Origin of the sequence: Massilia glaciei (genome assembly GCF_003011895.2) — a bacterium.
GTDB classification, from domain to species: domain Bacteria; phylum Pseudomonadota; class Gammaproteobacteria; order Burkholderiales; family Burkholderiaceae_D; genus Telluria_A; species Telluria_A glaciei.
On the sequence record NZ_PXWF02000321.1, the window covers coordinates 24,048 to 49,303 of the forward strand.

At 67.1% G+C, this 25,256-nt stretch carries 18 protein-coding genes; 7 read left to right on the forward strand and 11 right to left on the reverse strand.

The features are described from left to right. Positions 1-143 precede the first annotated feature (143 nt). The gene (gene rpoD, locus C7C56_RS25525) at positions 144-2,630 is read left to right on the forward strand and encodes an RNA polymerase sigma factor RpoD (protein WP_106760157.1); all 2,487 of its coding nucleotides are present in this window, start codon (positions 144-146) and stop codon (positions 2,628-2,630) included. Positions 2,631-2,805: 175 nt separating this feature from the next. Next, positions 2,806-3,468 carry a TonB family protein gene (locus tag C7C56_RS25530; protein ID WP_106760158.1) on the forward strand — a complete coding sequence of 221 codons (663 nt, stop codon included), beginning with the start codon at positions 2,806-2,808 and terminating at the stop codon, positions 3,466-3,468. Between the two features lie 441 nt (positions 3,469-3,909). Here C7C56_RS25530 and C7C56_RS25535 read toward each other — a convergent pair whose 3' ends face one another. The 4 genes from C7C56_RS25535 to ppc form a co-directional block, all read right to left on the reverse strand. Next, a complete protein-coding gene (locus tag C7C56_RS25535) occupies positions 3,910-4,809 on the reverse strand; it encodes a glycoside hydrolase family 16 protein (protein WP_229458998.1) in 900 nt (299 codons plus the stop codon). Positions 4,810-4,835: 26 nt separating this feature from the next. Further along, the gene (locus C7C56_RS25540) at positions 4,836-6,347 is read right to left on the reverse strand and encodes a tryptophan halogenase family protein (protein WP_106760160.1); all 1,512 of its coding nucleotides are present in this window, start codon (positions 6,345-6,347) and stop codon (positions 4,836-4,838) included. A 347-nt stretch (positions 6,348-6,694) separates the two neighbouring features. Then, on the reverse strand, positions 6,695-9,595 hold the full coding sequence (locus tag C7C56_RS25545; protein WP_106760161.1) for a TonB-dependent receptor: 2,901 nt from the start codon (positions 9,593-9,595) through the stop codon (positions 6,695-6,697). A 739-nt stretch (positions 9,596-10,334) separates the two neighbouring features. Further along, positions 10,335-13,127, reverse strand: a complete 2,793-nt coding sequence (ppc, locus tag C7C56_RS25550; protein WP_106760162.1) for a phosphoenolpyruvate carboxylase — start codon at positions 13,125-13,127, stop codon at positions 10,335-10,337. Positions 13,128-13,346: 219 nt separating this feature from the next. On the opposite strand from ppc, the gene hemC reads away from it, so the two are divergent. The 5 genes from hemC to ppa all read left to right on the forward strand — a co-directional run bounded on the left by hemC (position 13,347) and on the right by ppa (position 18,126). Continuing rightward, positions 13,347-14,321 carry a hydroxymethylbilane synthase gene (gene hemC, locus C7C56_RS25555; protein WP_106760163.1) on the forward strand — a complete coding sequence of 325 codons (975 nt, stop codon included), beginning with the start codon at positions 13,347-13,349 and terminating at the stop codon, positions 14,319-14,321. Positions 14,322-14,334: 13 nt separating this feature from the next. Continuing rightward, positions 14,335-15,102 (forward strand): uroporphyrinogen-III synthase, encoded by a 768-nt coding sequence (locus C7C56_RS25560; protein WP_106760164.1) that lies wholly within the window; start codon positions 14,335-14,337, stop codon positions 15,100-15,102. Positions 15,103-15,104: 2 nt separating this feature from the next. Continuing rightward, on the forward strand, positions 15,105-16,283 hold the full coding sequence (locus C7C56_RS25565) for a uroporphyrinogen-III C-methyltransferase (protein ID WP_106760165.1): 1,179 nt from the start codon (positions 15,105-15,107) through the stop codon (positions 16,281-16,283). 3 nt (positions 16,284-16,286) lie between these two features. Continuing rightward, positions 16,287-17,483, forward strand: coding sequence for a heme biosynthesis protein HemY (locus tag C7C56_RS25570; RefSeq protein ID WP_106760166.1), 1,197 nt, complete (start codon positions 16,287-16,289; stop codon positions 17,481-17,483). Between the two features lie 103 nt (positions 17,484-17,586). Next, a complete protein-coding gene (gene ppa, locus C7C56_RS25575; protein ID WP_106760167.1) occupies positions 17,587-18,126 on the forward strand; it encodes an inorganic diphosphatase in 540 nt (179 codons plus the stop codon). A gap of 200 nt (positions 18,127-18,326) precedes the next feature. On the opposite strand, the gene C7C56_RS25580 is transcribed toward ppa, so the two are convergent. From C7C56_RS25580 to C7C56_RS25610, 7 genes are all read right to left on the reverse strand, one after another. Next, on the reverse strand, positions 18,327-19,760 hold the full coding sequence (locus C7C56_RS25580; protein ID WP_106760168.1) for a PA domain-containing protein: 1,434 nt from the start codon (positions 19,758-19,760) through the stop codon (positions 18,327-18,329). After that, positions 19,747-20,184 (reverse strand): post-PEP-CTERM-1 domain-containing protein, encoded by a 438-nt coding sequence (locus tag C7C56_RS25585; protein WP_106760169.1) that lies wholly within the window; start codon positions 20,182-20,184, stop codon positions 19,747-19,749. The genes C7C56_RS25580 and C7C56_RS25585 overlap by 14 nt, the downstream gene beginning before the upstream one ends. Before the next feature lie 175 nt (positions 20,185-20,359). Next, positions 20,360-21,445 (reverse strand): branched-chain amino acid ABC transporter permease, encoded by a 1,086-nt coding sequence (locus C7C56_RS25590; RefSeq protein WP_106760170.1) that lies wholly within the window; start codon positions 21,443-21,445, stop codon positions 20,360-20,362. A gap of 9 nt (positions 21,446-21,454) precedes the next feature. Then, positions 21,455-22,510, reverse strand: coding sequence for a branched-chain amino acid ABC transporter permease (locus C7C56_RS25595; protein WP_370660248.1), 1,056 nt, complete (start codon positions 22,508-22,510; stop codon positions 21,455-21,457). A 21-nt stretch (positions 22,511-22,531) separates the two neighbouring features. After that, positions 22,532-23,257: an ABC transporter ATP-binding protein gene (locus C7C56_RS25600; RefSeq protein WP_106760172.1), complete on the reverse strand. Its 726-nt coding sequence runs from the start codon at positions 23,255-23,257 to the stop codon at positions 22,532-22,534. Beyond that, entirely contained in the window at positions 23,250-24,032 is a 783-nt protein-coding gene (locus tag C7C56_RS25605) for an ABC transporter ATP-binding protein (protein WP_106760173.1), read from the reverse strand. Before C7C56_RS25605 ends, C7C56_RS25600 begins: the two co-directional genes overlap by 8 nt. Continuing rightward, positions 24,029-25,225, reverse strand: coding sequence for a substrate-binding domain-containing protein (locus C7C56_RS25610; RefSeq protein WP_106760174.1), 1,197 nt, complete (start codon positions 25,223-25,225; stop codon positions 24,029-24,031). Before C7C56_RS25610 ends, C7C56_RS25605 begins: the two co-directional genes overlap by 4 nt. Between the last annotated feature and the right edge of the window lie 31 nt (positions 25,226-25,256).

Genomic DNA, 25,256 nt, shown 5'->3' on the forward strand with positions numbered 1-25,256 from the left:
TCGCACCCGTCGTGCTTGACATCCGGCCACACCGCCCTTAGCTGGGGACACCCAGAACCACGTTCCATCCGGCCTCCCGCACAGGGGCCGAGGTGGATTATAGACCTCGCAGGCGCGCCACATGCCTCGATCGGAGAGTAAATATGAAGAACCCCGCCAAGACCCTGACATTGACAGCCACCAAGGCGCCGCGCAAAGCTAGCGCCCCGCTGGCCGTGCCGAAAACCGCGACCTCCTACTTCCTCGAAACGGATGCGGCGAGCACGGTCACGGTCGTCAAAAAGGGGTCGCGCCTGGCAGGTGTCGCCGTTCAAACCCTGCCGGCCGGCGTGGAGCAGGGCGCCGCCGCGGCGGTCGCCGTGGTGCGCAAGCGCACCAAGCTGGTCGCCGTGCCGAGCGTCGAGGCCGCACCCGAGCCGGCCGCCGCCGTGGCCGCGCCAAAGGCGCCGGCCAAGCCGCGCGCGGCGTCGAAGAAGGCCGATGCCGAGCCGACCGTCATCATCACCGCCGGCCAGTCGGTGAGCCAGACCACCGACGCGGCCGCGCTGGCCGCGATCGACACCTCGGGCTACCTGTTGCCGTCCGTTAAAGTGCCGGGCCGCCGCGGCCGCAAGCCGAGCGAGTTCACGCCCGAGAACGACGAGGTGGCGGCGCTCAACGCGGTCGAGCGCGCCGAACTCAAAGCGGTCTCGAAGGCGCGCGAGCGCAAGGCCAAGGGCAGCGTCAACGGCGTGTTGCCGGCCGACCCGAAGGCGTCCGAGGCCGACATGGAGCGCCGCCGCAACCAGATCAAGAACCTGATCAACATGGGCAAGGAGCGCGGCTACCTGACCTACGCCGAGATCAACGACCAGTTGCCGGAGAACATCATCGATCCGGAGGCGGTCGAGGGCATCATCGCCACCTTCAACGACATGGGCATCGCCGTCTACGAGCGCGCGCCCGACGCCGAAATGATGCTGCTGACCGACACGGTCGCCACCGCCACCAGCGACGACGAAGTCGAGGCCGCGGCCGCGACGGCGCTGTCGACGGTCGACTCCGACTTTGGCCGCACCACCGACCCGGTGCGCATGTACATGCGCGAGATGGGCGCCGTCGCGCTGCTCACGCGCGAGGGCGAGATCGAGATCGCCAAGCGCATCGAGGGCGGCCTCAAGGACATGGTCCAGGCCATTTCGGCCTGCCCGACCACGATCGCCGAGATCATCGCCCTGTCGCACAAGATCGCCAACGACACCATCAAGGTCGACGAGGTGGTCGACGGTTTCGTCGACCTCAACGAATCGAACGCGCCGGCCGCGCCCGCGCCGCACAGCGCCGCCTCCGACGATGACGAGGACGACGAGGAGGAGCACGAGGAGGAGGATGGCGACGCCAACGGCGGCGCGGCCGGTTTCTCGGCCGAGCAGTTGACGCAGCTGCGCCGCGGCGCGCTCGACAAGTTCGCGATCATCGAAGCCCAGTTCGAAAAAATGGCCAAGGCCTTCGAGAAGGACGGCTACGGTTCGAAGAACTATGTCAAGGCGCAGGAAGTGATCTCGAACGAGCTGCTCGGCATCCGCTTCACCGCCAAGGTCGTTGAAAAGCTGTGCGACACCCTGCGCGGCCAGATGGACGAGGTGCGCCACATCGAAAAGGCCGTGCTCGAGATTTGCGTGAACCGCTGCGGCATGCCGCGCGCCCACTTCATCAAGGTGTTCCCGGGCAGCGAAACCGACCTCGACTGGGTTGACGGCGAAGTCAACGCGAACCATCCGTACAGCACCGTGCTCGGCCGCAACGTGCCGGCCGTGAAGGAACACCAGAAGCGCATGATCGCGCTGCAGGCGCGCGTGGCGCTGCCGCTGGCCGACCTGCGCAAGATTAACAAGCAGATGGCCGCGGGCGAAAAGCGCGCGCGCCACGCCAAGCGCGAAATGACGGTCGCCAACCTGCGTCTGGTTATTTCGATCGCCAAGAAGTACATCAACCGCGGTCTGCAATTCCTCGACCTGATCCAGGAAGGCAACATCGGCCTGCTCAAGGCGGTCGACAAGTTCGAGTACCGCCGCGGTTACAAGTTCTCGACCTACGCGACTTGGTGGATCCGCCAGGCCATCACGCGTTCGATCGCCGACATGGCGCGCACCATCCGCGTGCCGGTGCACATGATCGAGACGATCAACAAGATGAACCGCATCTCGCGCCAGATCATGCAGGAAACGGGCAGCGAGCCGGACCTGGCGACGCTGGCGCTCAAGATGGAAATGCCGGAGAATAAGGTCCGCGAGATCATGAAGATCGCGAAAGAGCCGATTTCGATGGAAACGCCGATGGGCGAGGACGGCGATTCGCAACTGGGCGACTTTATCGAAGACAACACGACGCTCGCGCCGCTCGACGCCGCCCTGCACGCGTCGATGCGCAACGTCATCAAGGAAGTGCTCGATTCGCTGACCCCGCGCGAGGCCAAGGTGTTGCGCATGCGTTATGGCGTTGAGATGTCGAACGACCACACGCTCGAGGAGGTGGGCAAGCAGTTCGACGTCACGCGCGAGCGCATCCGCCAGATCGAGGCGAAGGCGATGAGCAAGCTGCGCCAGCCGTCGCGTTCGGACAAGCTCAAGAGCTTCTTGCACAACCACTGATCGGCGGGCGCGCGACGCGCCTGAGTTTTACAAAAAATGGCCCGGCAATGTCGGGCCTTTTTTTGGGCTTGCGCGGCACGCCGGATCAATTTTTTCGGCGGACCGGCTTGCCTGCGTCCGGCGACATCCTCGTTTGCAAAAACTCGGCGGGTTAATTCTTCTCATTGATTAAGCGTTGGATCATCTTCATAATCAGTATTTCGCCGACAAGAATGCCGACCAGGTCCACCTAATGAAGCGCTCTTTTTTCACCTTGTTGTTCGTTTACTGCCTCGCCGTCCAGGCGCAGCCATCGGCTTTGAATGACAAGGTTGTCCAGAACCTGGGCGAGCATTTGTTCGGACCGGGACAGGCACTGTATCCAAGCGCGCTGGCAAACACTGGCGCGCAGGGCACGGCCGTGATCGAGGGTGTCGCGCACCCCGGCGGTACTTTGTCCGGTTTGAAGGTGGTGAAGACGTCGCGCTCGGCAGCCCTCGACAGAAACGCCCTGGTGCTTGTTAAAATAATCGATCTGGACATGAAAAAGACACTTGCGGAACCGATGAAATTCACGGTTTCCATTGTGTTTATGCGCGATTCGCTGGAAACACTGAAAGAAAAGCCCTGCTCGGATTTTATCGCGGACTATGACTATTTCACGAAGACCTTCCCCGAATTGCCAAGCAAAAAAATGCCCCTGATCGGCTACGCCAGTGGAATACTGCTTCTGGCGAAAATGGACGCCTACAAAGCCCTGATGGCGCGTGAGGAGGCTGTGATCGCCAGCGCTGTCGCGCGCTGTCGCGCACATCCCGAGAACCGATTCATGGCGACCTTCGTGCGCGAAATCGGATAGGCGGCTCCCGCCCTCGCTGTTTAACAGAGACTATGCACGCCACCAGCACATCGACCTACAAAATCTCCGCCGATCTGGCATTCCTTACCGAAGGATGGGCGGACGGCTTGGACTCGGCGTTGCGCTTTGGATAGAGATAGCGTAGTCGACGCTGCCGGCCCCAATCTTCGACGCGCTCATCAAGATTCCACGGGTCGTTGATTTTGAGGATGTTGCGCCCGGACCAGTGCGGCTGCTTGGTAGGCGGATGCCTGCGCAGCCCTCTCTGGCATTCGTGCTCGTTTCGCGCCTGGTTTTGTCTCTTTTCGTCGCATCGTGCCTTGGTTTTTTTGCTGAAAGAAAACCGGGTACAAACGAGACAGAACGCGCATAAATAAGACGCCAAACGAGCATGAATGCCAGAGCGAGTCGTGGGGGAGGGCAGCGGGGGTCCGGCTCTTTCTATGGCTGGTACACGCGCACGTACTCAACCTCCATTTGCACCGGGAAGATCGCGTCGTCGACCGGCCCGCCGAGGTCGCCACCCAGCGCCACGTTGAGCAACAGATACTGCGGATTGCTGAAAGGCCACTTCGCGTTGTCGCCATCCTTCGGATTGACGAACTGGAAAAAATTGCGGTTGTCGACGCCGATCACGACCTGCTCGGCATCCCACCTGAGCTGGTAGTTGTGGAACGCGTCGCAGGCGTCGGCGACCGTCGTGGTCACCGTTTTCTGCGTGTTCATGGGCCAGTTGTAGGCGCCGGTGTGCACGCTGCCCAGGACCTGGCCCGGGGTCTTGCCGACATGCTCCATGATGTCGATCTCGCCGTCCGCCGGCCACGCGCCCTTGCTGCCCAGCGTCCAGATCGCCGGCCAGGTGCCCAGCCCGCAGGGCAGTTTGGCGCGGATCTCGAAGTAGCCGTAGGTCCAGTCGATCTTGCCGCGCGTGAAGAGCCGCGCCGAGGTGTACGACTGTCCGCCGTAGTCGGCCGCGCCGGTCAGCTTTTCCTTGAGCGCCGTGATGACCAGCTTGCCGTCGGCCACGCGCGAATTGTCGAGCCGCGCGCGCGAATAGTACTGCAGTTCGTTGTTGTGCCAGCCTTGCTTGTTGCGGCTGGTGTCGTAGTCCCATTTGGCCGGATCGGGCAGGCCGGCGACGTCGAACTCGTCGGACCAGACCAGCCGCCAGCTGGCCGGCACGCCGCCGGCGGGCATCGCGGGCGGCGCCGGCGGGGCCGGCGTGACGGGCGCGGGCGCGGGCGGGACGGGAACCGGGGCCGCCGGGGACGCCGCGCTGCCGCCGCCACAGGCGCTAAGCGCGCAAAGTCCCGCCACGATGATAGGCAAAGTATTTTTCAATTTACACTCCAAAGGTTTAGCGTGCGTTAGTTGGCGCCGGCGGCGCAATGGGCGGCGATGAATTCGGCCTGGCTCGGCATCGCCTTGACGCATTTGGCGATCACCTGCTCGACATTGCCCAGATAGGCGGCCACCTCGGCCTCGGGCCGCAGGTCGGCGAACGGATGGTAGCCGCGCGGCATCGCGCCTTGCCCGACCATCACCTGCAGCCAGCTCATCTCCGTGAACAACTCATCCTGCTCGCGGTAGATGCGCCCGTTGCTGAGGAACAGGTCGATTTTGCGCTGCAGGCTCTCGGGGATCGGCATGGTGCGGCAGTAATCCCAGAACGCCGAGTCGGTGCGCCGCGTGACCTTGTAATGGAGCACCAGGAAGTCGCGGATGCGCTCGTATTCGACCTGGGTTTGCAGGTTGTACTCGGCGATGTCGGCGGCGTCGAATCCCGCTTGCGGGAAGAAATTGATGATGCGCGATATCGCCGTCTGGATCAGGTGGATGCTGGTCGACTCGAGCGGCTCCATGAAGCCGCTGGCCAGCCCGACCGAGACGCAATTGTGGCTCCAGCTTTTCTTGCGCCGTCCCGTCTGGAAGCGGATGTGGCGCGGTTGCGCGGTCGGTTCGCCGTCCAGGTTGGCCATCAAAATGGCCTCGGCCTGGTCGGCCTCCATGAAGCCGCTGCTGTAGACGTGGCCGTTGCCGGTGCGGTGCTGCAGCGGGATGCGCCACTGCCAGCCGGCCGCGTGGGCGGTCGAGCGCGTCATCGGCAGCAGTTCGCCGGCCGACGCGCAGGGCACGGCGATGGCGCGGTCGCAGGGCAGCCAGTGCGACCAGTCCTCGTAGCCGGCGTGCAGGGTTTGCTCGATCAGCAGGGCGCGCATGCCCGAGCAGTCGACGAAGAAATCGCCCTCGATGCGCTCGCCGCTTTCCATCACGACGGCGTCGATGAAGCCGTCGGGCTCGCGTTGCGACACGCGCGCGATCTTGCCCTCGGTGCGGCGCACGCCGCGTTGTTCGGCGTAGTCGCGCAAGAAGCGCGCGTACAGGCTGGCGTCGAAATGGAAGGCGTGCACCAGGTCTTGCAGGGGCGAGCCGCGCATCTCGGGCGGCGCGCGCATGAACTTGGCGTGGTGCGGTGCGGCCGTGTTCATCGAGTAGGCCGCGAGCGGGCCGGCGCGGCCGAGCTTGGCCATGCGCAGCCAGAAATGGTGGAACGGCAGGGCGTCGCCGGGCTGGCCGACGCGGCCGAAACCGTGGATGTAGCGCTCGCCCGTCTGGCCCCAGTTGACGAACTCGATGCCGAGTTTGAAGGTGCCCTGGGTCGCGCGCAGGAAGGTGTCCTCGTCTATGCCGAGCGCACGGTTGAATTCGTTAATGTGGGGGATGGTCGCCTCGCCGACGCCGATGATGCCGATCTCGTCCGATTCGATCAGGCGGATCTGGCAGGCCGGGCCCAGCGTTTTCGACAGGGCCGACGCTGTCATCCAGCCGGCGGTGCCGCCGCCGACCACGACTATTTTTCGCACAGGTGTGAGGGTCATGCGCACGTCTCCTGCAATAGAGTTAGAACAATCACCTTCGTTGAAACACCCACGGCCAAACATCCACGGCCACCCGCGCACCGACCAACCGTGCCCGCGCACCCACTAACCGTCATCCCCGCGAAGGCGGGGACCTATGCTGAGCATGAATGTAAGTGCAGTTAGATCATTCAGGCCGTGCAGCGGGGCTAAAATGGGTCGACGGCGCGTGACCGCATATTCAATATGGGGCAAACGCATGCGTTCGCACTTTCGCGGGGATGACGTTGGGGGGAGGTGGGTTTGATTCTTGGTTTTCGACTTCTGTTTGGCCGGCGGCCAATGCGGCGCCGCCGGCCCACTTCCGCTTAGAACTTGTAGTTCATCCCCATCAAGACCTGGCGTCCGAAATAATACGTGTAGTTCGGCAGCAGCATCGATTTGTCGGGCGCGTTGTCGCCCGGCGTCACGCTGTTCTGGGTCGGTTTGTCGAACACGTTGTTGACCTGCAGCAGGAACGACAAGCCCTTGTAAGCGCCTTTTTCGATCTCATAGCCGATCTGCATGTCGGCCACGCGGTCCACATTCTGCTCGCGCGTCGTCGCGTTGAGGAAGATGTCGCGCGTGGTCGCCGTGAACGCCGAACGGTAGCGCTGGCTAAAGCGCGCCGAGAAACCGTGCTTCTCGTAGTACGCCGTGGCGCTGCCCGACACCCCCGACAAGCCGTTGAGCTTGATCTCCTTGCCATCCTTGTCCTGGATGTCGCTGAACAATTTGGACGCGCTCGCCACCAGGCCGAAGCCGTCGAGCATCGGATGGATCATCGCGCCTTCGAGCGAGGCCGACAGTTCGAGGCCCTGCAGCTTGCCGCCCTCGGCATTGACCGGTTGCATCACGGGACCGAATTTCTGCACCACGATGCCGGCCGGCAGGCCCGGCGGCAGCGGGAATGACGAATTGTCGCGCGCGCGCAGTTCGTTGTAGACATAGTTCTCGAGCGTCTTGTGGAACGCCGCGGCCGACACGTAGGTGCGCTTGCCGAAGTACTTCTCGAACGAGAAGTCGATCGAGGTCGCGCGCCACGGCTCAAGCTCCGGATTGCCCGAATAGGCGACCGTCCATTTGCCCTGGTCCGGACCCGGCTCCTTGATCACGGTCGGCGTGCTGCTGCCGGCGCGCAGGTCGACGATGTTCGGGCGCGCCAGCGTCTTGGCCGCGCCGAAGCGGCCGATGAAGCCCCTCGGGAACTCCGCCACCAGGTTCAAGCTTGGCAGGTAGTCGGTGTAGCTGGCGCCGCCGCTGCGGGCGAACAACTGGGTGATGTCCGGGGTCGCATTGTTGCCGCGGTATTCCCAGCCCGTCGAGTTCTGTTCCGTCTTGACCGCCTGCAAGCCCAGGTTGCCGCGCACGGGCACGTTGCCGAACTCGGTGTCGATGTCGAGCTTGGCGAACGCGGTCATGACCTTCTCGTGCACGCCCGAGTCGTTGTCGACCTTTTGCGCGAACAGCGGTTGCAGCGAGACCACGCCGGTGTTGGCCAGCGCCGGCACGTCGATCCGGATCATGCCCGGGATGCCGGCCCACGACATGTTGATCGGGGCGCCCAGCGCGGAGGCCGGGATGTCGCGGATGTAGTTGCCGTTGGCATCCTTTTTCATCAGCAGGCGCGCCTCGTTCTTGCTCACGTCCTTGTCGCGCGCGGTGTAGTTGACGCCGGCGGTGAAGTCGCTGAAGAAACCGTCGAGCCGGCGCGTGGCCGACAGGCGCAGCGTCTTGATCTGGTCCTTGATGTTCGGGTTCCGGATCGCGCCGGTGTAGGCGTCCTGGTCGCCGACGAAGTCGAAGCCGCCCTGGTCGCCCATCTTGACGATGCCCGGGTTGGCCAGGTAGTCGGCCTGGGCCGGGGTCCAGGTCTGGGCGCCGCCGTCGACCGGCACGTTCCAGCTGAAGCTGCCGTAGGTCCAGTTCTGGGCGGCGCTGTCGTACGGCGCGGCGTACACCTCGGAGTAGGTCTCGTTGCGGTCGCTGCGCGAGAAGCTCACGTCGCTCATGGCGCGCCACTGGTCGTTCAGGCGCAGCTCGGTGTTCCAGCCCAGCGCCGAGATGCTGTCCTTGCGCTTGGTGTCGAAGTTGCCGGTCGTGACCGGCATCTTGTCGGCCGTGGCGCTGGTGGTGAAGGTGTTCTGGCCGACCTGGGTGGTCTTGACGTTCGACAGGTTAGGGGCGACACCGCCGCCCCAGGTCGCGAACATGCTCGAGAGGAATTTGGCGCCGACCTCGTGGGTGTCGAACTTGGAGTAGTACAGGTCGAGCTGGCTGCGCAGATTCTTGTTGGGCTTCCATTCGAGCACGGCCATGAGGCCGTCGCGCGTGTTGCGCTTGGTCGAGGAGGTCGCGGTCCAGAACATCGGCAGCATCGAGTTGCCGTTGGCCACGCCCGGCGCCGGGAACTTCGAAGGCGCGTTGCCCGACACGGGCAGGCCGTACGGGCTGAAGTCGCCGTACATGACGAGCTCGGTCTGCTTGACCTCGCTGGCGACGTCGAGGCGGGCGAAACCGGCCGCGATGCCGAAGGTGTTGTTGGCGAACTGGTCGACGTAGGAGATGCTAAAGCGCTTGCCGATCCCCGGCGCCACGCCCGAGACCAGGTTCTCGGTCGAGTTCTTCTCGCCGCGCAGGTTGACCGCGATCTCGCGTCCGCGCGTGTCGAGCGGCTTGCGCGAACGCAGGTCGACCGTGCCCGACAGGCCCTGGCCGATCAGGGTGCCGTCGGGGGTCTTGTAGACCAGCGCAGAGCCGATCAGCTCGGACGGGAACTGGTCGTATTCGACCGTGCGGGCGTCGTTGGAGCTGACCACCTCGCGTCCGTTGAGCAGCGAGCCGGAGAATTCGGGCGACAGGCCGCGGATCGAGATCACGCTCACGCGGCCGTCGGGGCCGCGCTGGCCGACCACGCCGGGCAGGCGCGAGAGCGCCTCGGCGATGCTGGCGTCGGGCAGCTTGCCGAGTTCCTCGGCCGAGACGACCTCGACGATGGAATCGGACTTGCGCTTGGTCGCGACCGAGTCTTCGATGCTGCGGCGGATGCCTTTGACGACCACGACCGTGACGGGTTCGGCGGCCGCGGCGGCCTCGGTCTCCTTGGCCGCGTCTTGCGCCTGGGCCGCGCCCGACACCACCAGCAGGGTGGCGCAGGCCGCGGCGATCGGGCTCAGACGGAAATATGGGCGGGTGCCACGGTTGTCGCGTGGTCGGATTGTGGTCTTCATCTACGTTCTCCAAGTAGTGTAATGATAGGGTGACCCGGGGCTTTTGGGGTCTTATGGAATCGTTTCCATTCGTCTTTTTTGAAATATATCATTCATTAAAGCGAAGTGCGAACAATTTCTTGGAAACGTTCCCACTTTTTTGCAAGTTCGCAACAGCGGGGGCTCGAAGGGCGCGTTTTTTTGGGGAGGGGAGGGGGCGGACGGCGCGCGGACGGCGCAAAAAAAATGCGCGCCCTGTGGTGCGGACGCGCGAATCGGAGACTATGGCGTGATTGTAGGCCGCCGTTTGCGGCCAACTCTATCCAATTGTGTCAATACCGAGCAATTGCTCGGATGGCAATCATATAGCTGTATAGACCAGTTGTGCCGCCATGCAAGAGTGAATGGCGTCGAACGCCCCGCCGTCGTCCTCGCTGTGGACTCGGCATGGTTCCCCGCCTCCGCACAATACTGTCCGGGATAATTTCCTTGACATCTTACCGGTGCAGAAATTGGTGTTTAACGCGGCAGAAATTGAGCTTTCGATCTTCATCAATAAAAATACTCAACGTCATCCCCGCTTTGGCGGGGATGACGTGGAATTTGATATTAAGTTGACTGTGACACGATTTCTGAAGCGACTAAACAGCCAATTTAGCCCATTGCGATGTTAAGGTTTTTATTCCGGACAGCAGTGCGCGTCCGCGAGGACGACGGGGCGCGTGGTCGCGCCGCGCAGCGGCCCGGGGCGCCGCCCGCCTCAACCGGAATTGCGCAAGCCCGCCGCCACCCCGTTGATCGACAGGTGGATTCCCCGGTGCACCCGCTCGTCGGCCTTGCCCTGGCGCGACAGCGTCCGGTGCCGCTCGATCAGCTCGACCTGCAGGTGGTTGAGCGGATCGAGGTAGGCGAAGCGGTTCTGGATCGAGCGCGCCAGCAGCGGATTGCCGGCCAGCCGTTCGTGCGCGCCGGTGATCAGCGCCAGGCAGCGCAGGGTGGCCGCGTGCTCGGCCTCGATGCGCGCGAAAATGCGATCGCGCAGCAGGGCGTCGGCCACCAGATCGGCGTAGCGCGAGGCGATCGCCAGGTCGGTCTTGGCCAGCACCATGTCCATGTTCGACAGCAGCGTGGCGAAGAACGGCCACTGCGCGTGCATCTCGCGCAGGGCGGCGATCTTCTCGTCGCGCCGGCCGCCGTCCTCGATCCAGCCGCCGACCGCCGAGCCGAACCCGAACCAGCCCGGCAGCAGCAGCCGGCACTGGCCCCACGAGAACCCCCACGGGATGGCGCGCAGGTCCTCGATCCGGCGCGTCGACTTGCGCGAGGCCGGGCGCGAGCCCAGGTTCAGTTCGGCGATCTCGGCGATCGGCGTGGCCGAGAAGAAGTAGTCGGTGAAGCCCGGGGTGTCGTACACCAGCCCGCGGTAGGCGCGGTAGGCGCGATCGGACAACTCGGCCATCACGGCCTCGAAGCGCGCCAGCGCCGGCGCCGCCGCGCCGTCGTCCCCGTGCGGCGTCAGGCTCGCCTCGAGCGTGGCCGCGACCAGCAGCTCGAGGTTGCGGCGCCCGATCTCGGCGTTGGAGAACTTCGAGGCGATGATCTCGCCCTGCTCGGTCAGCCGGATCTGGCCGTTCACGGTGCCCGGCGGCTGCGCCAGGATCGCCTCGTAGCTCGGCCCGCCGCCGCGCCCGACCGTGCCGCCGCGCCCGTGGAACAGGCGCAGCTTGACGCCGGCGCGCGCGAACACCCCGACCAGGTCGATCTCGGACTTGTACAGCTCCCAGTTCGACGTGAGGAACCCGCCGTCCTTGTTCGAGTCCGAGTAGCCGAGCATGACCTCCTGCTGCATGCCCTGGCGCGCCACCAGCGAGGCCACCAGCGGCAGCGCCATCCACTCGTCCATGATGGCGGCGGCGCGCTGCAGGTCGGGGATGGTCTCGAACAAGGGGATCACCATCAGTTCGAGCCCGCCGGCGCGCAGCATGCCGGTTTCCTTTTGCAGCAGCAGCACCTCGAGCAGGTCCGACACCGTCTCGGTGTGCGAGATGATGTAGTTGCGGATCGCGCGCGCGCCGTAGCGGCGCCGGATGTCCCTGGCCGCGCGCAGGATCGCCAGCTCCGAATTGGTCTCGTCCGAATACAGCGCGTGCGGCGAATGGAGCATGCGCGGCTGCGACAGCTCGGCCAGCAGCAGCGCGACCTTGTCGGCCTCGGCCAGCTGCGCGTAGTGCGGCTCGGCGGCGGCGTTGGCGAACAATTCGCCCAGCACGCGCTCGTGCACGTCCGAGCTCTGGCGCATGTCGAGCGAGGCCAGGTGGAAGCCGAAGATGTCGACCGCGCGCATCAGCGTGGCCAGGCGCGGCTTGACCAGCAGGGCGCCGTGGTTGAGCCGCAGCGACCCGGCCAGGATGGCCAGGTCGGCGCCGAAGTCGGCGGCGCCAAGGTAGGGCGCGGCCTGGCCGACCTCCTTGCGCAGGATGTTGGCCGCGCCGAGCGCGCGCGCGGTCGCCGCCAGGCGCGCGTAGATGCCGATCAGGGCGCGCCGGTACGGCTCGTCGGCGCGGTGCGGCGAATGGTCGGGCGAGGCCTCGGCCAGCGTCAGCAGGGCGTCGCTGGCCTCGACCAGCAGGGTCGAGATCGACAGCTCGGCGCCCAGCGCGTGCACCTCGTCGAGGTAGAAGTCGAGGATGGTGGTGGCCTGGCGCACCAGCGCGTGCGCCACGGTGCCGGCGTTGACGTTCGGGTTGCCGTCGCGGTCGCCGCCGATCCAGCTGCCCATCTGCACGTACGGCGCGCCGCCAGCGGCCGGCGTCGATCCCGGATAATGGGCCGCGATCTCGTCCTCGATGTCGTCGTACAGGCCCGGCAGCTCGCGCAGGAAGGTGATCCGGTAGTACGACAGCGCGTTGTCGATCTCGTCGGCCACGGTCAGTTTGGAGTAGCGCAGCATGCGCGTCTGCCACAGCGTGGCCACGCGCGCGTGCAGCAGGTGCAGGTTCGCGACGCGCTCCTTGGGCGTGAGCGGCAGGTCGCGCTCGGCCAGCAGGCGCGCGATCTCGTGCTCGGCGTCGAGGATGCTCTTGCGCTGCACCTCGGTCGGGTGGGCCGTGAGCACCGGCACGATCAGCGCGTCGTTGAAGAACGTGGCGACCGTGCCGGCCCCGACCCCGGCCCCTTTGAGCTTGGCCAGCGCGAAGCCGACGCTGCCCTTTTGCGGCTTTGATCCGGCCAGCAGGTGGGCGCGCCGGCGCCGGATGTGGTGCTGGTCCTCGGCGATGTTGGCCAGGTGCGAAAAATACGAGAACGCGCGCACCACCGTGATGGTCTGCTCGCGCGTGAGCTTGTGCAGCAGCTCGGCCAGGTCCTCGCCGGCCTGGGCGTCGGCCTCGCGCCGGAACCGCACCGCCGTCTGGCGGATCGTCTCGACCACGGCGAACACCTCCTCGCCCTCCTGTTCGCGCAGCACGTCGCCGAGCAGGCGCCCGAGCAGGCGGATGTCCTCCTTGAGCGGGGCGTCCTTGTCGGCGCCCGTGTTTGTGATGTTGTTTGCCATGTTGGTCTGCCCGGTTGTCCAGCGTGAAAGGGGGAGTGACTGCAAAAAGGGTGGAGCGACTTAAAAGGGGGCGATCAGGGATGCGGATGGCTCGTGGCCAAGGTCCGCGCCGGGGCCGCATGATAAAATTTGCGATCTTATTCAAGAGCCGACAGCGACAAATCGTTTTCTGCCAGGCCAACGACAGTGAAAGTAGCCGTTTTGAACTCAACCGAAGCAATGCCGCAGCATCCAACCCGATTGGTCATCGCCTCGCGCGAAAGCCGTCTTGCCATGTGGCAGGCCGAGCACGTGCGCGCGCAACTGGCTTTATTATATCCACAATGCAGTATCGAGATCCTCGGCATGACCACCCGCGGCGACCAGATCCTCGACCGCGCCCTGTCCAAGGTCGGCGGCAAGGGCCTGTTCGTCAAGGAGCTCGAGGCGGCCATGCAGGACGGGCGCGCCGACCTCGCCGTCCACTCGCTCAAGGACGTGCCGATGGACCTGCCCGAGGGCTTCGCGCTGGCCGCCGTGCTCGAGCGCGAGGACCCGCGCGACGCCTTCGTCTCGAACCACTACGCCAGCCTGGCCGAGCTGCCGCCGGGCGCGGTGGTCGGCACCAGCAGCCTGCGCCGCCAGGCCCTGATCGCGGCGCGCCACCCGCGGCTCGTCATCAAGCCGCTGCGCGGCAACCTCGACACCCGCCTCGGCAAGCTCGACCGCGGCGACTACGCCGCCATCATCCTCGCCGCGGCCGGCCTCAAGCGGCTCGGCCTGCCGCAGCGCATCCGCGGCCTGCTCGAACCCGAGCACAGCCTGCCGGCGGCCGGGCAGGGCGCGATGGCGATCGAAATCGTGGCCGGGCGCAGCGCCGGCGGGGCCGACCTGGCCGCGCTGCTCGCCCCGCTCAACCACACCGACACGTCGCGCGCCGTCACCGCCGAGCGCACGGTGTCGAAGGTGTTCGGCGGCAGCTGCCAGATCCCGCTGGCCGCCTTCGCGACCATCGACGGCGACACCATGCGCCTGCGCGCGATGGTCGCCACGCCCGACGGCGCCCGCATGGCCAGCGCCGAGCTGTCCGGCCCGGCCCGCGAGCCGGCCGAACTGGGGCGCGCGGTGTCCGAACTGCTGCGCGCGCAGGACGCGACCGAGATCCTGGCCGCCTGCCACCAGCAGGCCGACGCGGCCGACGCGGCCGATGCCTGAGCCGGTGCCGCCGATGCCTGAACCGCTGGTCGTCATAACGCGCCCGCGCGCGCAGGCCGAGCCGCTCGCGCGCAGCGTCGCCGCGCTCGGGCGCGAGGTGGTCGTGCTGCCGCTGCTCGAGATCTCGCCGCTGCCCGACCAGCGCGCGCTGGCCGCCGTGCTGGCCGGCCTGCCGGCCTACGCGCTCGTCGCCTTCGTCTCGCCCAACGCGATCGACGCCGCCTTCGCCCACCTGGCCGGCTGGCCGGCGGGCGTGGCGCTGGCGGTGCTCGGCGAGGGCAGCCGCGCCGCGCTCGCGCGCCACGGCGTGACGGACCATAACGCGCGCATCCTGTGCCCGGCCGACCCGGCCCGAAGCGACTCCGAAAACCTGCTCGGCTCGATCGACCTGGCGGCGCTGGCCGGCAAGAAGGTGCTCATCGTGCGCGGCGAGAGCGGGCGCGAACTGATGGCCGACGGCCTGCGCGCGGCCGGCGCCGAGGTCCACACCGTGGCCGCCTACCGGCGCAGCACGCCGCCCCTGAGCGCCGAGCTGGGCGCGGCCCTGCGGCGCCTGCTCGCGGCCCCGAACGACTGGATCATCACCAGTTCCGAGGCGCTGCGCGGGCTGGCGGCGCTGGCGCGCCAGGCCGAACCCGTCGACGGCGTTGCAAAATTGCTACAACAACACCTGATCGTGCCGCACGCGCGCATCGCCGAAACGGCGCGGGCGCTGGGGCTGACCAAATTGACCCTCACCGGATCAGGCGACGCCCGCCTGCTTGCCGCGTTACAATCATGAGTATGAACGAATCGCCCAACCTACCCGAACCCAACGCAGCCGCGCCCGCCGCCGCCGCCACCCCAGCCCCAACCCCTCCGGCCGCCGCCCCCGCGCCGCCCGCGCCCGCCGCCCCCGCGCCGCCGGCGCGCACGTTGCCCGCCGACACCCTGGCCGAGTTCGTGCAGCGCTGGATGCCGCTGGTGGTGGTGCTGCTGGTGGTGCTGCTCGCCGCGCTGGCCTGGTCGACCCACAACCGCTTCAACAAGCTGCGCCGGGACATGGCCAACGGCCTGCGCACCAGCGCCGCCGAGGTGGCCGCCGCGCGCACCCTCGCGCGCACGGTGCAGGACCACACGCGCGAGCTGCAGGCCAAGGTCGGCGTGCTCGAGACGCGCCAGCTCGAGGCGCAAAGCCAGCAGATCGCGCTCGAGCAGCTGTACCAGGACATGTCGAAGAACCGCGACGAGTGGGCGCTGGCCGAGATCGAACAGGTGCTCTCGACCGCCAGCCAGCAGCTGCAACTGGCCGGCAACGTGGCCGGCGCGCTGATCGCGCTGCAAAACGCCGACCGCTCGCTGTCGCACTCCGACACCCCGCAGTTCATCTCGATCCGGCGCGCCATCGCGCGCGACATCGAGACCCTCAAGGGCCTGCCCTCGGTCGACCTGGCCGGGGTCGCGCTCAAACTCGACCAGGCCATCGAACGGGTCGACCGGCTGCCGCTGCTGTCGGCCGAGACGCCGGCCCCGGTCGCGCCGCTGATCGCGCCCAAGCCGGCCGCCGGCGCCGCGCCGGCGCCGGCCTCGGCCGCGAGCACCTACGCCGCGCGCGCCAGGGAGACCTGGACCAACTGGAGCAACGAGATGTGGAGCGACGTGCGCGAGCTGATCCGGGTGCGCAAGGTCACCGAGCCCGACGTGCTGATGCTGGCCCCGAGCGAGGGCTACTTCGTGCGCGAGAACCTCAAGCTGCGCCTGCTCAACGCGCGCATGGCGCTGCTCGCGCGCAACCAGGCGGCCTTCCGCGGCGACCTCGTCGCGGCCCAGCAGGTGCTGGCCAGGTACTTCGACACGCGCGCCCGGGACACCCAGGCGACCCAGGCCACGCTGCGCCAGGTGCAGGCCAACGACCTGGCGATCGACATGCCGACCCTGTCCGACAGCATCAACGCGGTGCGCAACTACAAAGCGAAGCCCTAAACCATGCGCCTCCTCCTCTGGCTAGTCGCGCTGATGGCCGCCGCCATCGGCATCGCCGTGACGGCGCGTTTCAACCCCGGCAACGTGGTGTTCTTCTACCCGCCGTACCGGGTCGACCTGTCGCTCAACTTCTTCGTGGTCGTCGCGGTGCTGCTGTTCGGCCTGATGTACGCGACCGTGCGCGCCTTCCGCGCCACCATCAGCATGCCCAAGCGGGTGGCCGCCTACCGCCTGCGCAAGCGCGAGCGTGACGGCAACAAGGGATTGCGCGACGCGCTCAAGGCGCTGTTCGAGGGCCGCTTCGGGCACGCCGAGAAGGCCGCCATGCGCGCCGCCGAACTGCCCGAGAACGCCGGCCTGGCCGCCCTGATCGGCGCGCGCGCGGCGCACCGCATGCGCCAATCGGCGCGGCGCGACAGCTGGCTGGCCGGCATCGTGCGCGACAATGCGATGAAGACCGCGCGCCTGATGACCGTCACCGAGCTGCTGGTCGACGACCACCAGCCCGAGGCCGCGCTCGAGGCGGTCGCCGAGCTGACCGCCAGCGGCACCCGCCACATCCACGCGCTGCAATGGTCGATGAAGGCGCACCAGCAGGCCAAGAACTGGCCCGAGGTGCTGCGCCTGGTGCGTTCGCTCGACAAGCACAAGGCGCTCCATCCGGCGCTCTCGGCGCGCCTGCGTGAGCTGGCCTACGACGCGCTGCTGTCGGACCCCTCGCACGACGCCGAGTCGATCATGCGGGTCTGGTCGGGCGTGCCCGGCGCCGACCGGGTCAAGCCGTACATCGCCGCGCGCGCCGCCGCCGCGCTCAGCGCGCGCGGCCTGCACGACGAGGCGCGCCTGACGGCCGAGGCCTCGCTGGCCGTGGAGTGGGACGCCCGCGTGGTGCGCGCCTACCGCGACGCCGCGCCGGCGGCCGGCTCGCCCCCGCTGCTGGCCCAGATCGAGCGTTGCGAAACCTGGATCAAGCAGCATCCGAACGACCCGGAGCTGGCGCTCACGCTCGGCACGCTGTGCCTCAAGCAAAAGCTGTGGGGCAAGGCCCAGCGCTATCTGGAGCGGGCCCTGTCGGACGCGGGCGAGGCGCGCGTGGTGCGCGAGGCCCACCTCAAACTGGCGCAGATGCACGACGCGCTCGGCCAGCAAGAGGAGGCGGCGGTCCATTTCCGCCAGTGCGCATTGGCCAGCATCGTGTAGCGGAACGTTGCGCCGGGCGGCGATTTCATTGCTGCGCCGCACCAATGGCCCCGTTTTTTGGTTATAATTCCGCAATTGCCATTGCCAGTCACCAAGGAATCCCATGAGTTTGAATAAAGTCTCCTCCGGCCGCGACGTGCCGAACGATTTCAACGTCATCATCGAAATCCCGATGAACGCCGATCCGATCAAGTACGAGGTGGACAAGGAGTCGGGCGCGATTTTCGTCGACCGCTTCATGGAAACCGCGATGCACTACCCGTGCAACTACGGCTACGTGCCGAACACCATCTCCGACGACGGCGACCCGTGCGACGTGCTCGTGATCACCCCGTTCCCGCTGATCCCCGGCGTGGTGGTGCGCTGCCGCGCCATCGGCGTGCTCAAGATGACGGACGAGGCCGGCGGCGACGCCAAGATCCTGGCCGTGCCTGTTGACAAGATCCTGTCGATCTACAGCCACTGGCAAAAGCCGGAGGACATGAACGAGCTGCGCCTGCGCCAGATCCAGCATTTCTTCGAGCACTACAAGGACCTCGAAGTGGGCAAGTGGGTCAAGATCGAGGGCTGGGCCGGTCCCGAGGAGGCGAAAGCCGAGATCATGTCGGGCATCGCCGCGTTCAACAAGGAACTCGTGGCGTAATTTCCGCGCCGCGGAAAAGGAGGGGCCGGCCGCTCGCGCGTCCGGCCCCTTTTTTTTCGTGGCGTGGCGCGGCGGACGTGGCGCGGCCGGTGTTCGATAGCGGACAGCGCTGTTGTCCGGTTCCGGACGGCGCGGCGCCGCCGCAAAAAAAGGGCCGCCACGATGACCGGGCGTCCCTTTTCAGTCTTGCTTGGCAACCGTCACCAGCCGATGTCCTTGAGCAGGGGCGTGGTCAGGTCGAACGGCGGCACCAGCGCCTGCTTCAAATCGTCGTTGATGGACGGTTCCATGAGTTGGTTCCGCTTGGCGTCCGAGCTGAAGTGCGACACCGACGAGCCCGGCGAGTACTCCGCCGGCGTGAACAGCAGTAAGCGCCGCAGGTGGTCGGTGCCGGCCAGCCGGTCCGGGTTGATGCCGAGGCTGGCGACGACGCCCGAGGCGGTCCCGTTGTGTGCGAGCAGGCGCGCCTTGAGCGCCGCGCCGGCCTGCTGCGTGATGCGCACGGCGGGAATCACGACGGTCGGGTCTTCGCCGCCGAGGCCGGTGACGGCCCCGGGGGCGTTGTCGGCCACGATCATCGCGCGCGCGCCGGCCTGCTGCAGGTGCCTGGCCTTGTCGGTGAAGGCGCAGCCGCCGCGCTCGACGAGCGCGATGTTGTCCTTCACGGCCAGCGCGTTGGCCTCGTTGAGGACGGTGCACGCGAGCCCCTCGGAGCCGGCTTGCCCGGCCACCGGCATGAGCTGCCCGGTCACCGCGTTCATGCCCAGCGCCGGGCCGAAACTGGCGTCGCCCACATCGTAGTTGCCCGCCGCCCCGCCGGCGGCCGGCCCGCCGACGGCCAGGTTCGATTTGGGAGCCAGCACGAACGGCACCGCGCCGCTCACGTTGGCGCCGTTCCAGGACAGGCCGTCGCCGCTTGTGGCCGAGGCGCGCCGCTCGGCGTCGTCCATGGCCAGCCACAACTTGTCGCTGCGGTTGTCGAGCATGAAGTGGTCCCACACCGACGGCTTGCCGCCGGCGCGCTCGCCGCTCTGGCCGTCGGTGAAGGTCTGGAAGCCCAGGCCGTGCGCCATCTCGTGCAGCAGCACCGCGACCAGGTCGATCTGGGTGCCATGCTTGCTGTCGAGGCCCAGATAGAACGGGTTGCCGGGCATGCAATCGGAGAACAGCCCGAGGCGCGAATTGAAGCGCGCCCGGATGTGCGGCTCCCCCGGGTCGGCCTGGTCGACCCCGGCGAGCTTGCTCGCCAGCGCGCTCGGGTACCAGGTGTCGGGCTTGGGAGCGTTGGGGAAGTCGGCGAAGATGTCGTTCGCGCCGGCCGAGCCGAGCACCGCGCTGTCGGCGGTGCAGGCGAGCGGCACGAACGAGGCGCCGACGCGCACCGCCACCTTGCTCGTGAGCGTGGCGGCCCAGATGCCGGCCGCGTGCTGGAACGCGAGCAGGCGCTGCTGGCCCAGCGTGGTGCCCTTGTTGCCGCCGATGGGCGCCACCGGGGTCGGGTCGTTGAATCCGACCCCGGGCTCGTTGGTGTTGACGATGGTGATCTTGGCGGCGGCGCTGGCGCCGCCGAGCGCGCAAGCGAGCAGCACCAGCGCGGCGGCCTGGCGCAGGCGGCGCAGATTATTTGGTGTCATGGCCGCTCCCCTTGGCGGCGCGGGCCACCGGTTCCTTGGTGACGGCGGCGGCCGCCTCGGCCGCCTCCCTGCCGGTCAGGCAGTCGACGACGAGCTTGCCATCGGCGCCGCGGGTGACCACCGAGTAGACCATCGCGCTCTCGCCGAGCCGCATCTGCGACCTGCCGTCGGCGCGCTTTTTGAGCACCGGCTTGGAGGCCGGCGGCAGCATCAGCTTCTCCTGGGCGCGCAGTTTTTTGAGTTCGCCCGGGGTGGGCGGGCGCAGCTGGCCGGTGTCGGCGTCGCGCACGACCACGATGCCCGGCTGCTGCGCCGCGCCCACACCGGGGATCAGGATGGCCGCCGCGACGGCAAGCAGCGCGGCGCGCGCGCGCGTTGGCGGGCGCGCCCGCGGGCCGCACGCAAAGTTGGTTTCGTCAGTCATGGCTCCTCCAGGGAAAGTGGTCGCATGTGTCCACGCGCTGGAAGGCAGGCCGTGGGCCCATTGCTCACTGAATAATATGACCTGAAAAAGATCGAACCTTGATATTTCTTCGATGTTCCGGCGGCAAAAAAAAACGCGGCCCGAAACGGGCCGCGCGCGCACGGGGCGGGCATCGTCAGCCGGGCTTGGGCCCGGGTTTGAACCCGAGCATGCGCAGCTTGCCCACTATCCCGTACGGGAAGAAGTAAATCGAGAGCACGAACAGCACGCCGAGCCACAGCATCCAGCGGTCCGGGTGCAGCGCCGCGGCCAGCATCGGCAGCCCCGCCGCCGCCTCGGAGCCGGCCGCCATGAGCGACTTGAGATAGTTCTGGGCGATGATGAACAGGGTCGCGCCGACCACCGCGCCGTACATCGTGCCCATGCCGCCGATGACGACGATGAGCAGGATGTCGGTCATGACCTCGAAGCCGAGCATGGTTTTGGGCCCCACGTAGCGCAGCCACAGCGCCATCAGGGCGCCGGCCAGCGCCGCCACCAGCGCGGCGATCACGTTGGCCCAGACCCGGTAGACCATGGTGCGGTAGCCGAGCGCCTCGGCGCGGAACTCGTTTTCGCGGATCGCCTGCAGCACCCGGCCGAACGGCGAATTGACCACCCGCAGCAGGAACAGGAACAGTGCCAGGCAGCCGCCGAAGACGATGTAATAGGTGATCAGCTTGCCGTCGAGGGAGCGCCCGAACAACTCGAAGTCGAACAGCTTGAAGCCGGGCGTGAGCAGCTCGGGCACGCCGAAGGTCTTGCCGTCCTCGCCGCCGGTGAAGTCCGACAGCTGCGAGGCCAGCACCGCGAAGGCCGACGCCACCGCGAGCGTGATCATGGCGTAGAAAATGGCGCGCACGCGCAGCGCGAACAGCCCGACCACGAGCGAGAGCGCGAGCGCGAGCAGCAGCGCGAGCAGCAGCCCGCCGATGGTGGCCAGCCAGGTCGGGTCGGCCGCGCTGGCCAGCGCGAGCCCGACGCCGTAGGCGCCGATCCCGAAGAACATGGTGTGCGCGAACGAGACGATGCCGGTGTAGCCGAGCAGCAGGTCGTACGAGGCCACCAGCACGATGTAGACGCAGATCGTGGCGGCGGTGTTGAGCGGGCGCGCGCCGCTCGTCAAAAAGGGCGCGAACGCCAGCCCGAGGAAGATGAGCAGCAGGGTCAGGCCGAGGGTGCGGCTGCGGGGCATGTCGCCCGAGAGGATTTGTTTGAGCATGGGGTTTTCCTAGCGCCGGCTGCCGGAGTAGAGTCCGGCGGGACGCCACAGCAAGATGGCGATCATGAGGATGATGTGGGAGATCAGCGCCACCTTGGGCGCGAGGAAGCCGGCGTAGTTGGCCACCAGCGCCATCAGCAGCGCGCCGATGAAGCAGCCGCCGACCGAGCCGAGCCCGCCGATGATGATCACGATGAAGATCATCACCATGATCTCGCTGCCCATGGCCGCCGTCAGCGACTCCTTGTACAGGCCCCACAGCACGCCGCCCAGGCCGGCGAGCGCCGAGCCGGCCGCGAACACGGCCACGAACAGGCGCCGGACGCGGTAGCCGAGCGCCTCGACCATCTCGCGGTTCTCGACGCCGGCCCGGATCAACAGGCCGATCTTGGTGCGGTTCAGGACCAGGAACATGGCCGCGAACACCACCAGCCCGATGACGACCGCCACCAGCCGGTATTTTTCGACCGCGGCGTCGCCGAACAGGATGGCGCCGCGCAGGCTGGCCGGCAGCGGCAGCGCGATCTGCTCGGCGCCCCAGATCACGTTGATGAGTTGCTCGGCCACGATCATGCCGCCCATGGTGATCAGGATCTGCTTGAGGTGCTGGCCGTAGACGGGCGCGATGATGATGCGCTCGAACGCCCAGCCGAGCACGGCGGTGGTGAGCATGGCGACCCCGATCGCGAGCGCCAGCACGCCCAGGTTGAGCGGCAGCGAGTCGATCTCGAGCATGTTCTGCATCGGCAGCAGCACCATGGTGGCGGCGTAGGCGCCGACCGCCACAAAGGCACCGTGGCCGAAGTTGAGCACGTCCATGAGCCCGAACACGAGCGTGAGGCCGCTGGCCATGATGAAGATCATCATGCCCATGGCCAGCCCGGCCACGGTCAGGGTGAGCCAGATGGGGAAGCTGCCCACCAGCGGCAGCATCAGCAGCATCAGGGCGGGCACCAGCAGCAGGGGCGCGAGGTCGCGCGGGGCCGACGGCAGCGCCGCGTCGGACGGCGGCGCGGCCGGCGGCAGCGCGGTGGTCGGTGGCAGCACCGGGGTTTGAGCGGTCACGTTCATTGTCCTAAGGTTGGGCTACTGGTGGGCGGCGAGCGAGAGCCCGAGCAGGCGTTGTTGCAGGGCCTCGTCGGCGACCAGATCGGCCATGGCGCCGGCGTGCACGATGCGGCCGTCGTCCATGACGCAGACGTTGTCGCCGAGGTTCTTGACGAAGTTGAAGTTCTGCTCGACCAGCAAGATCGTGGTCTCGCCGGCCTTGAGCTCGCGGAAGGCGGCGATCAGGCTGTCGATGATGGCCGGGGCTAGGCCCTTGGTCGGCTCGTCGATGAGCAGCAGCTTGCGCGGCTCGACGATGGCGCGCGCGATCGCCACCATCTGCTTCTGGCCGCCCGACAGGTTGCCGGCCGGATAGTTCCAGAATTTTTTAAGGGCCGGGAAGAAGCCGAAGATCCAGTCCAGCCGCGCGCCGTCGGGGGCGCCGCCGCGCGCGGCCAGCAGCAGGTTCTCGCGCACCGTCAGCTCGGAGAACACGGCCATGCTCTCGGGGACGTAGGCGATGCCGGCGCGCGCGATGTCGGGCGTGGACATGGCGCCGATGGCGCGCCCGTCGAAGGTCACGCTGCCGGCGCTGGCCTGCCACAGTCCCATGATGGTGCGCAAGGTGGTGGTCTTGCCGGCGCCGTTGCGTCCCAGCAGGACGGTCAGCGAGCCGCGCGGCACGGCCAGCTCGACGCCCTGCAGGATGTGGTACTGGCCGATGTGGGTGTGGACCCCCGAGAGGGTCAGTAATGGTTCAGACATGTTGTACGCTTCCAGTGCCAAGATAGGCCTCCTGCACGATCGCCGAGGCCATGACCTCGGCCGGATTGCCGTCGGCCACGAGGGCGCCGTTGTGCAGCACGATGATGCGGTCGGCCAGCTGGCGCACCACGTCCATCTTGTGCTCGACGAGCAAAATGGTCTTGTTGCGCTCGCGTTTGACCTGCTCGATCAGCTCGAGCACGACCGGCACCTCGTCGACGCTCATGCCGGCGGTCGGCTCGTCGAACATCATCACGGACGGCTCGAGCGCGAGCAGGATGGCGACCTCGAGCTTGCGCTTGTCGCCGTGCGAGAGCGCCGCCACGTACGAGGCGCGCCGCTCCTGCAGCGCCACGCGCTCGAGGTAGTGCTCGGCGCGCGCGATGAGCTCCTGGTGGCCGAACCAGACCGAGAACATGTTCAACCCGAGCCTGGCGCGGCTTTGCACGGCCAGGCGCACGTTTTCGATCACGGTCAGGTTCGGGAACAGGTTGGTGAGCTGGAACGCGCGCCCGATGCCCATCGTGGTGCGGCGCGCCGCGCCCAGGCGCGTGATGTCGGCGCCGCCGAGGTGCACCGTGCCCGAGCTGGCCGGCAACTGGCCCGACATCAGGTTGAAGTAGGTGGTCTTGCCGGCGCCGTTGGGGCCGACGATGACGGTCAGGGTGCCGGAAAAGAAGTCCGCCGTGACCCGGTCGACCGCGACATGGCCGCCGAAGCGGATGGTCAGGTCGCGGGTGGACAGGGACGGGGTTGCGCCGTCGTTCGGTTTCATCGCTTGTTCTTGACCGGCAGCGGCAGTTCGGAGGCCGGGATTTCGCGCACCAGCTCGAGCAGGTCCCATTCGTTCTTCTGGTCCTTCTTGATGCGGAAGTGGTACATCGATTGCAGCGCCTGGTGGTCCTCCTTGCGGAACTTCATCTTGCCCTTCGGGGTGTCGAACTCGAGCCCCTCCATCGCGGCGATGAGTTTTTCGGAGTCGCCCGAGCCGGCCTTGGCCAGCGCGCTGACCACCGCGCTGGCGGCGGCGAAACCGCCGGCGGTGAACATGTCGGGCGGCGCCTTGTAGCGCTTGGTGTGCTCGGAGACGAGCCAGTCGTTCATCTTGTTTTTGGGGAAGGCGTAGTAGTAGTAGATCGTGCCCTCGATGCCCGGGTAGCTCTTCCAGGTTTTGAGCACCGGCAGGATGTTGCCGCCCGGGGCCAGCGCGATGCCGTAGCGCTCGGGGTGCATGTCGGCGATCTTGTTCATCGGGTTCGGGCCGGCCCATACGATGCCGAGCACGCGCGGCTGCGGCTTGTCCTTGAGCGCGGCGAAGATGCGCTGGGCCGATGCCGTGAAGTCGCTGGTGGTCTGCGGCGCGTACTCCTCGTGCACCACCACGGCCTTGCTGCCGGTCGCCTTCAGGGCGTCCTTGCCGGCCTTGATGGCGTCGCGTCCGAAGGCGTAGTCCTGCGCCAGGAAGGCCACGCTGCCGCCCTTGAGGGTGCTGGCCGCGGCCAGCCCGTCCTGCATCGAGCTGCGCGAGGTGCGGAAGATGTAGCGGTTCCATTTGTCGCCCGTGATCGCGTCGGCCACGGCCGGCTCGACGATGAGCACCTTCTTGTATTCGAGCGCCACCGGCAGCATCGCGATGGCCGAGCCGGACGAGGAGGTGCCGACCGCGATGTCGACCTTGTCGTCGCCGTAGGCCTCGGCCAGCAGCGTGCGGCCCAGGTCCGGCTTGCTCTGGTCGTCCTTGACGATGACCTTGAGCTTGCGCCCGTTGATCTCCATTTTGCCGCCGGTGAGGTACTCGAGGCCCATCATGAAGCCGGTCTCGGTCTCCTTGGCGTAGGCTTCGAGCATGCCGGTCTTGCCGGCGATCAGGGCGACCTTGAGGTCGGGGCCGGCGGCCAGCGCCTGGACCGGCGCGCCGGCGGCGAAGGCGGCCAGCAGGGCCGCCGCGATCAGATTGGTTTTGTTCATGGTGTCTCCAGTTTCGTCACTTGTAATCTAA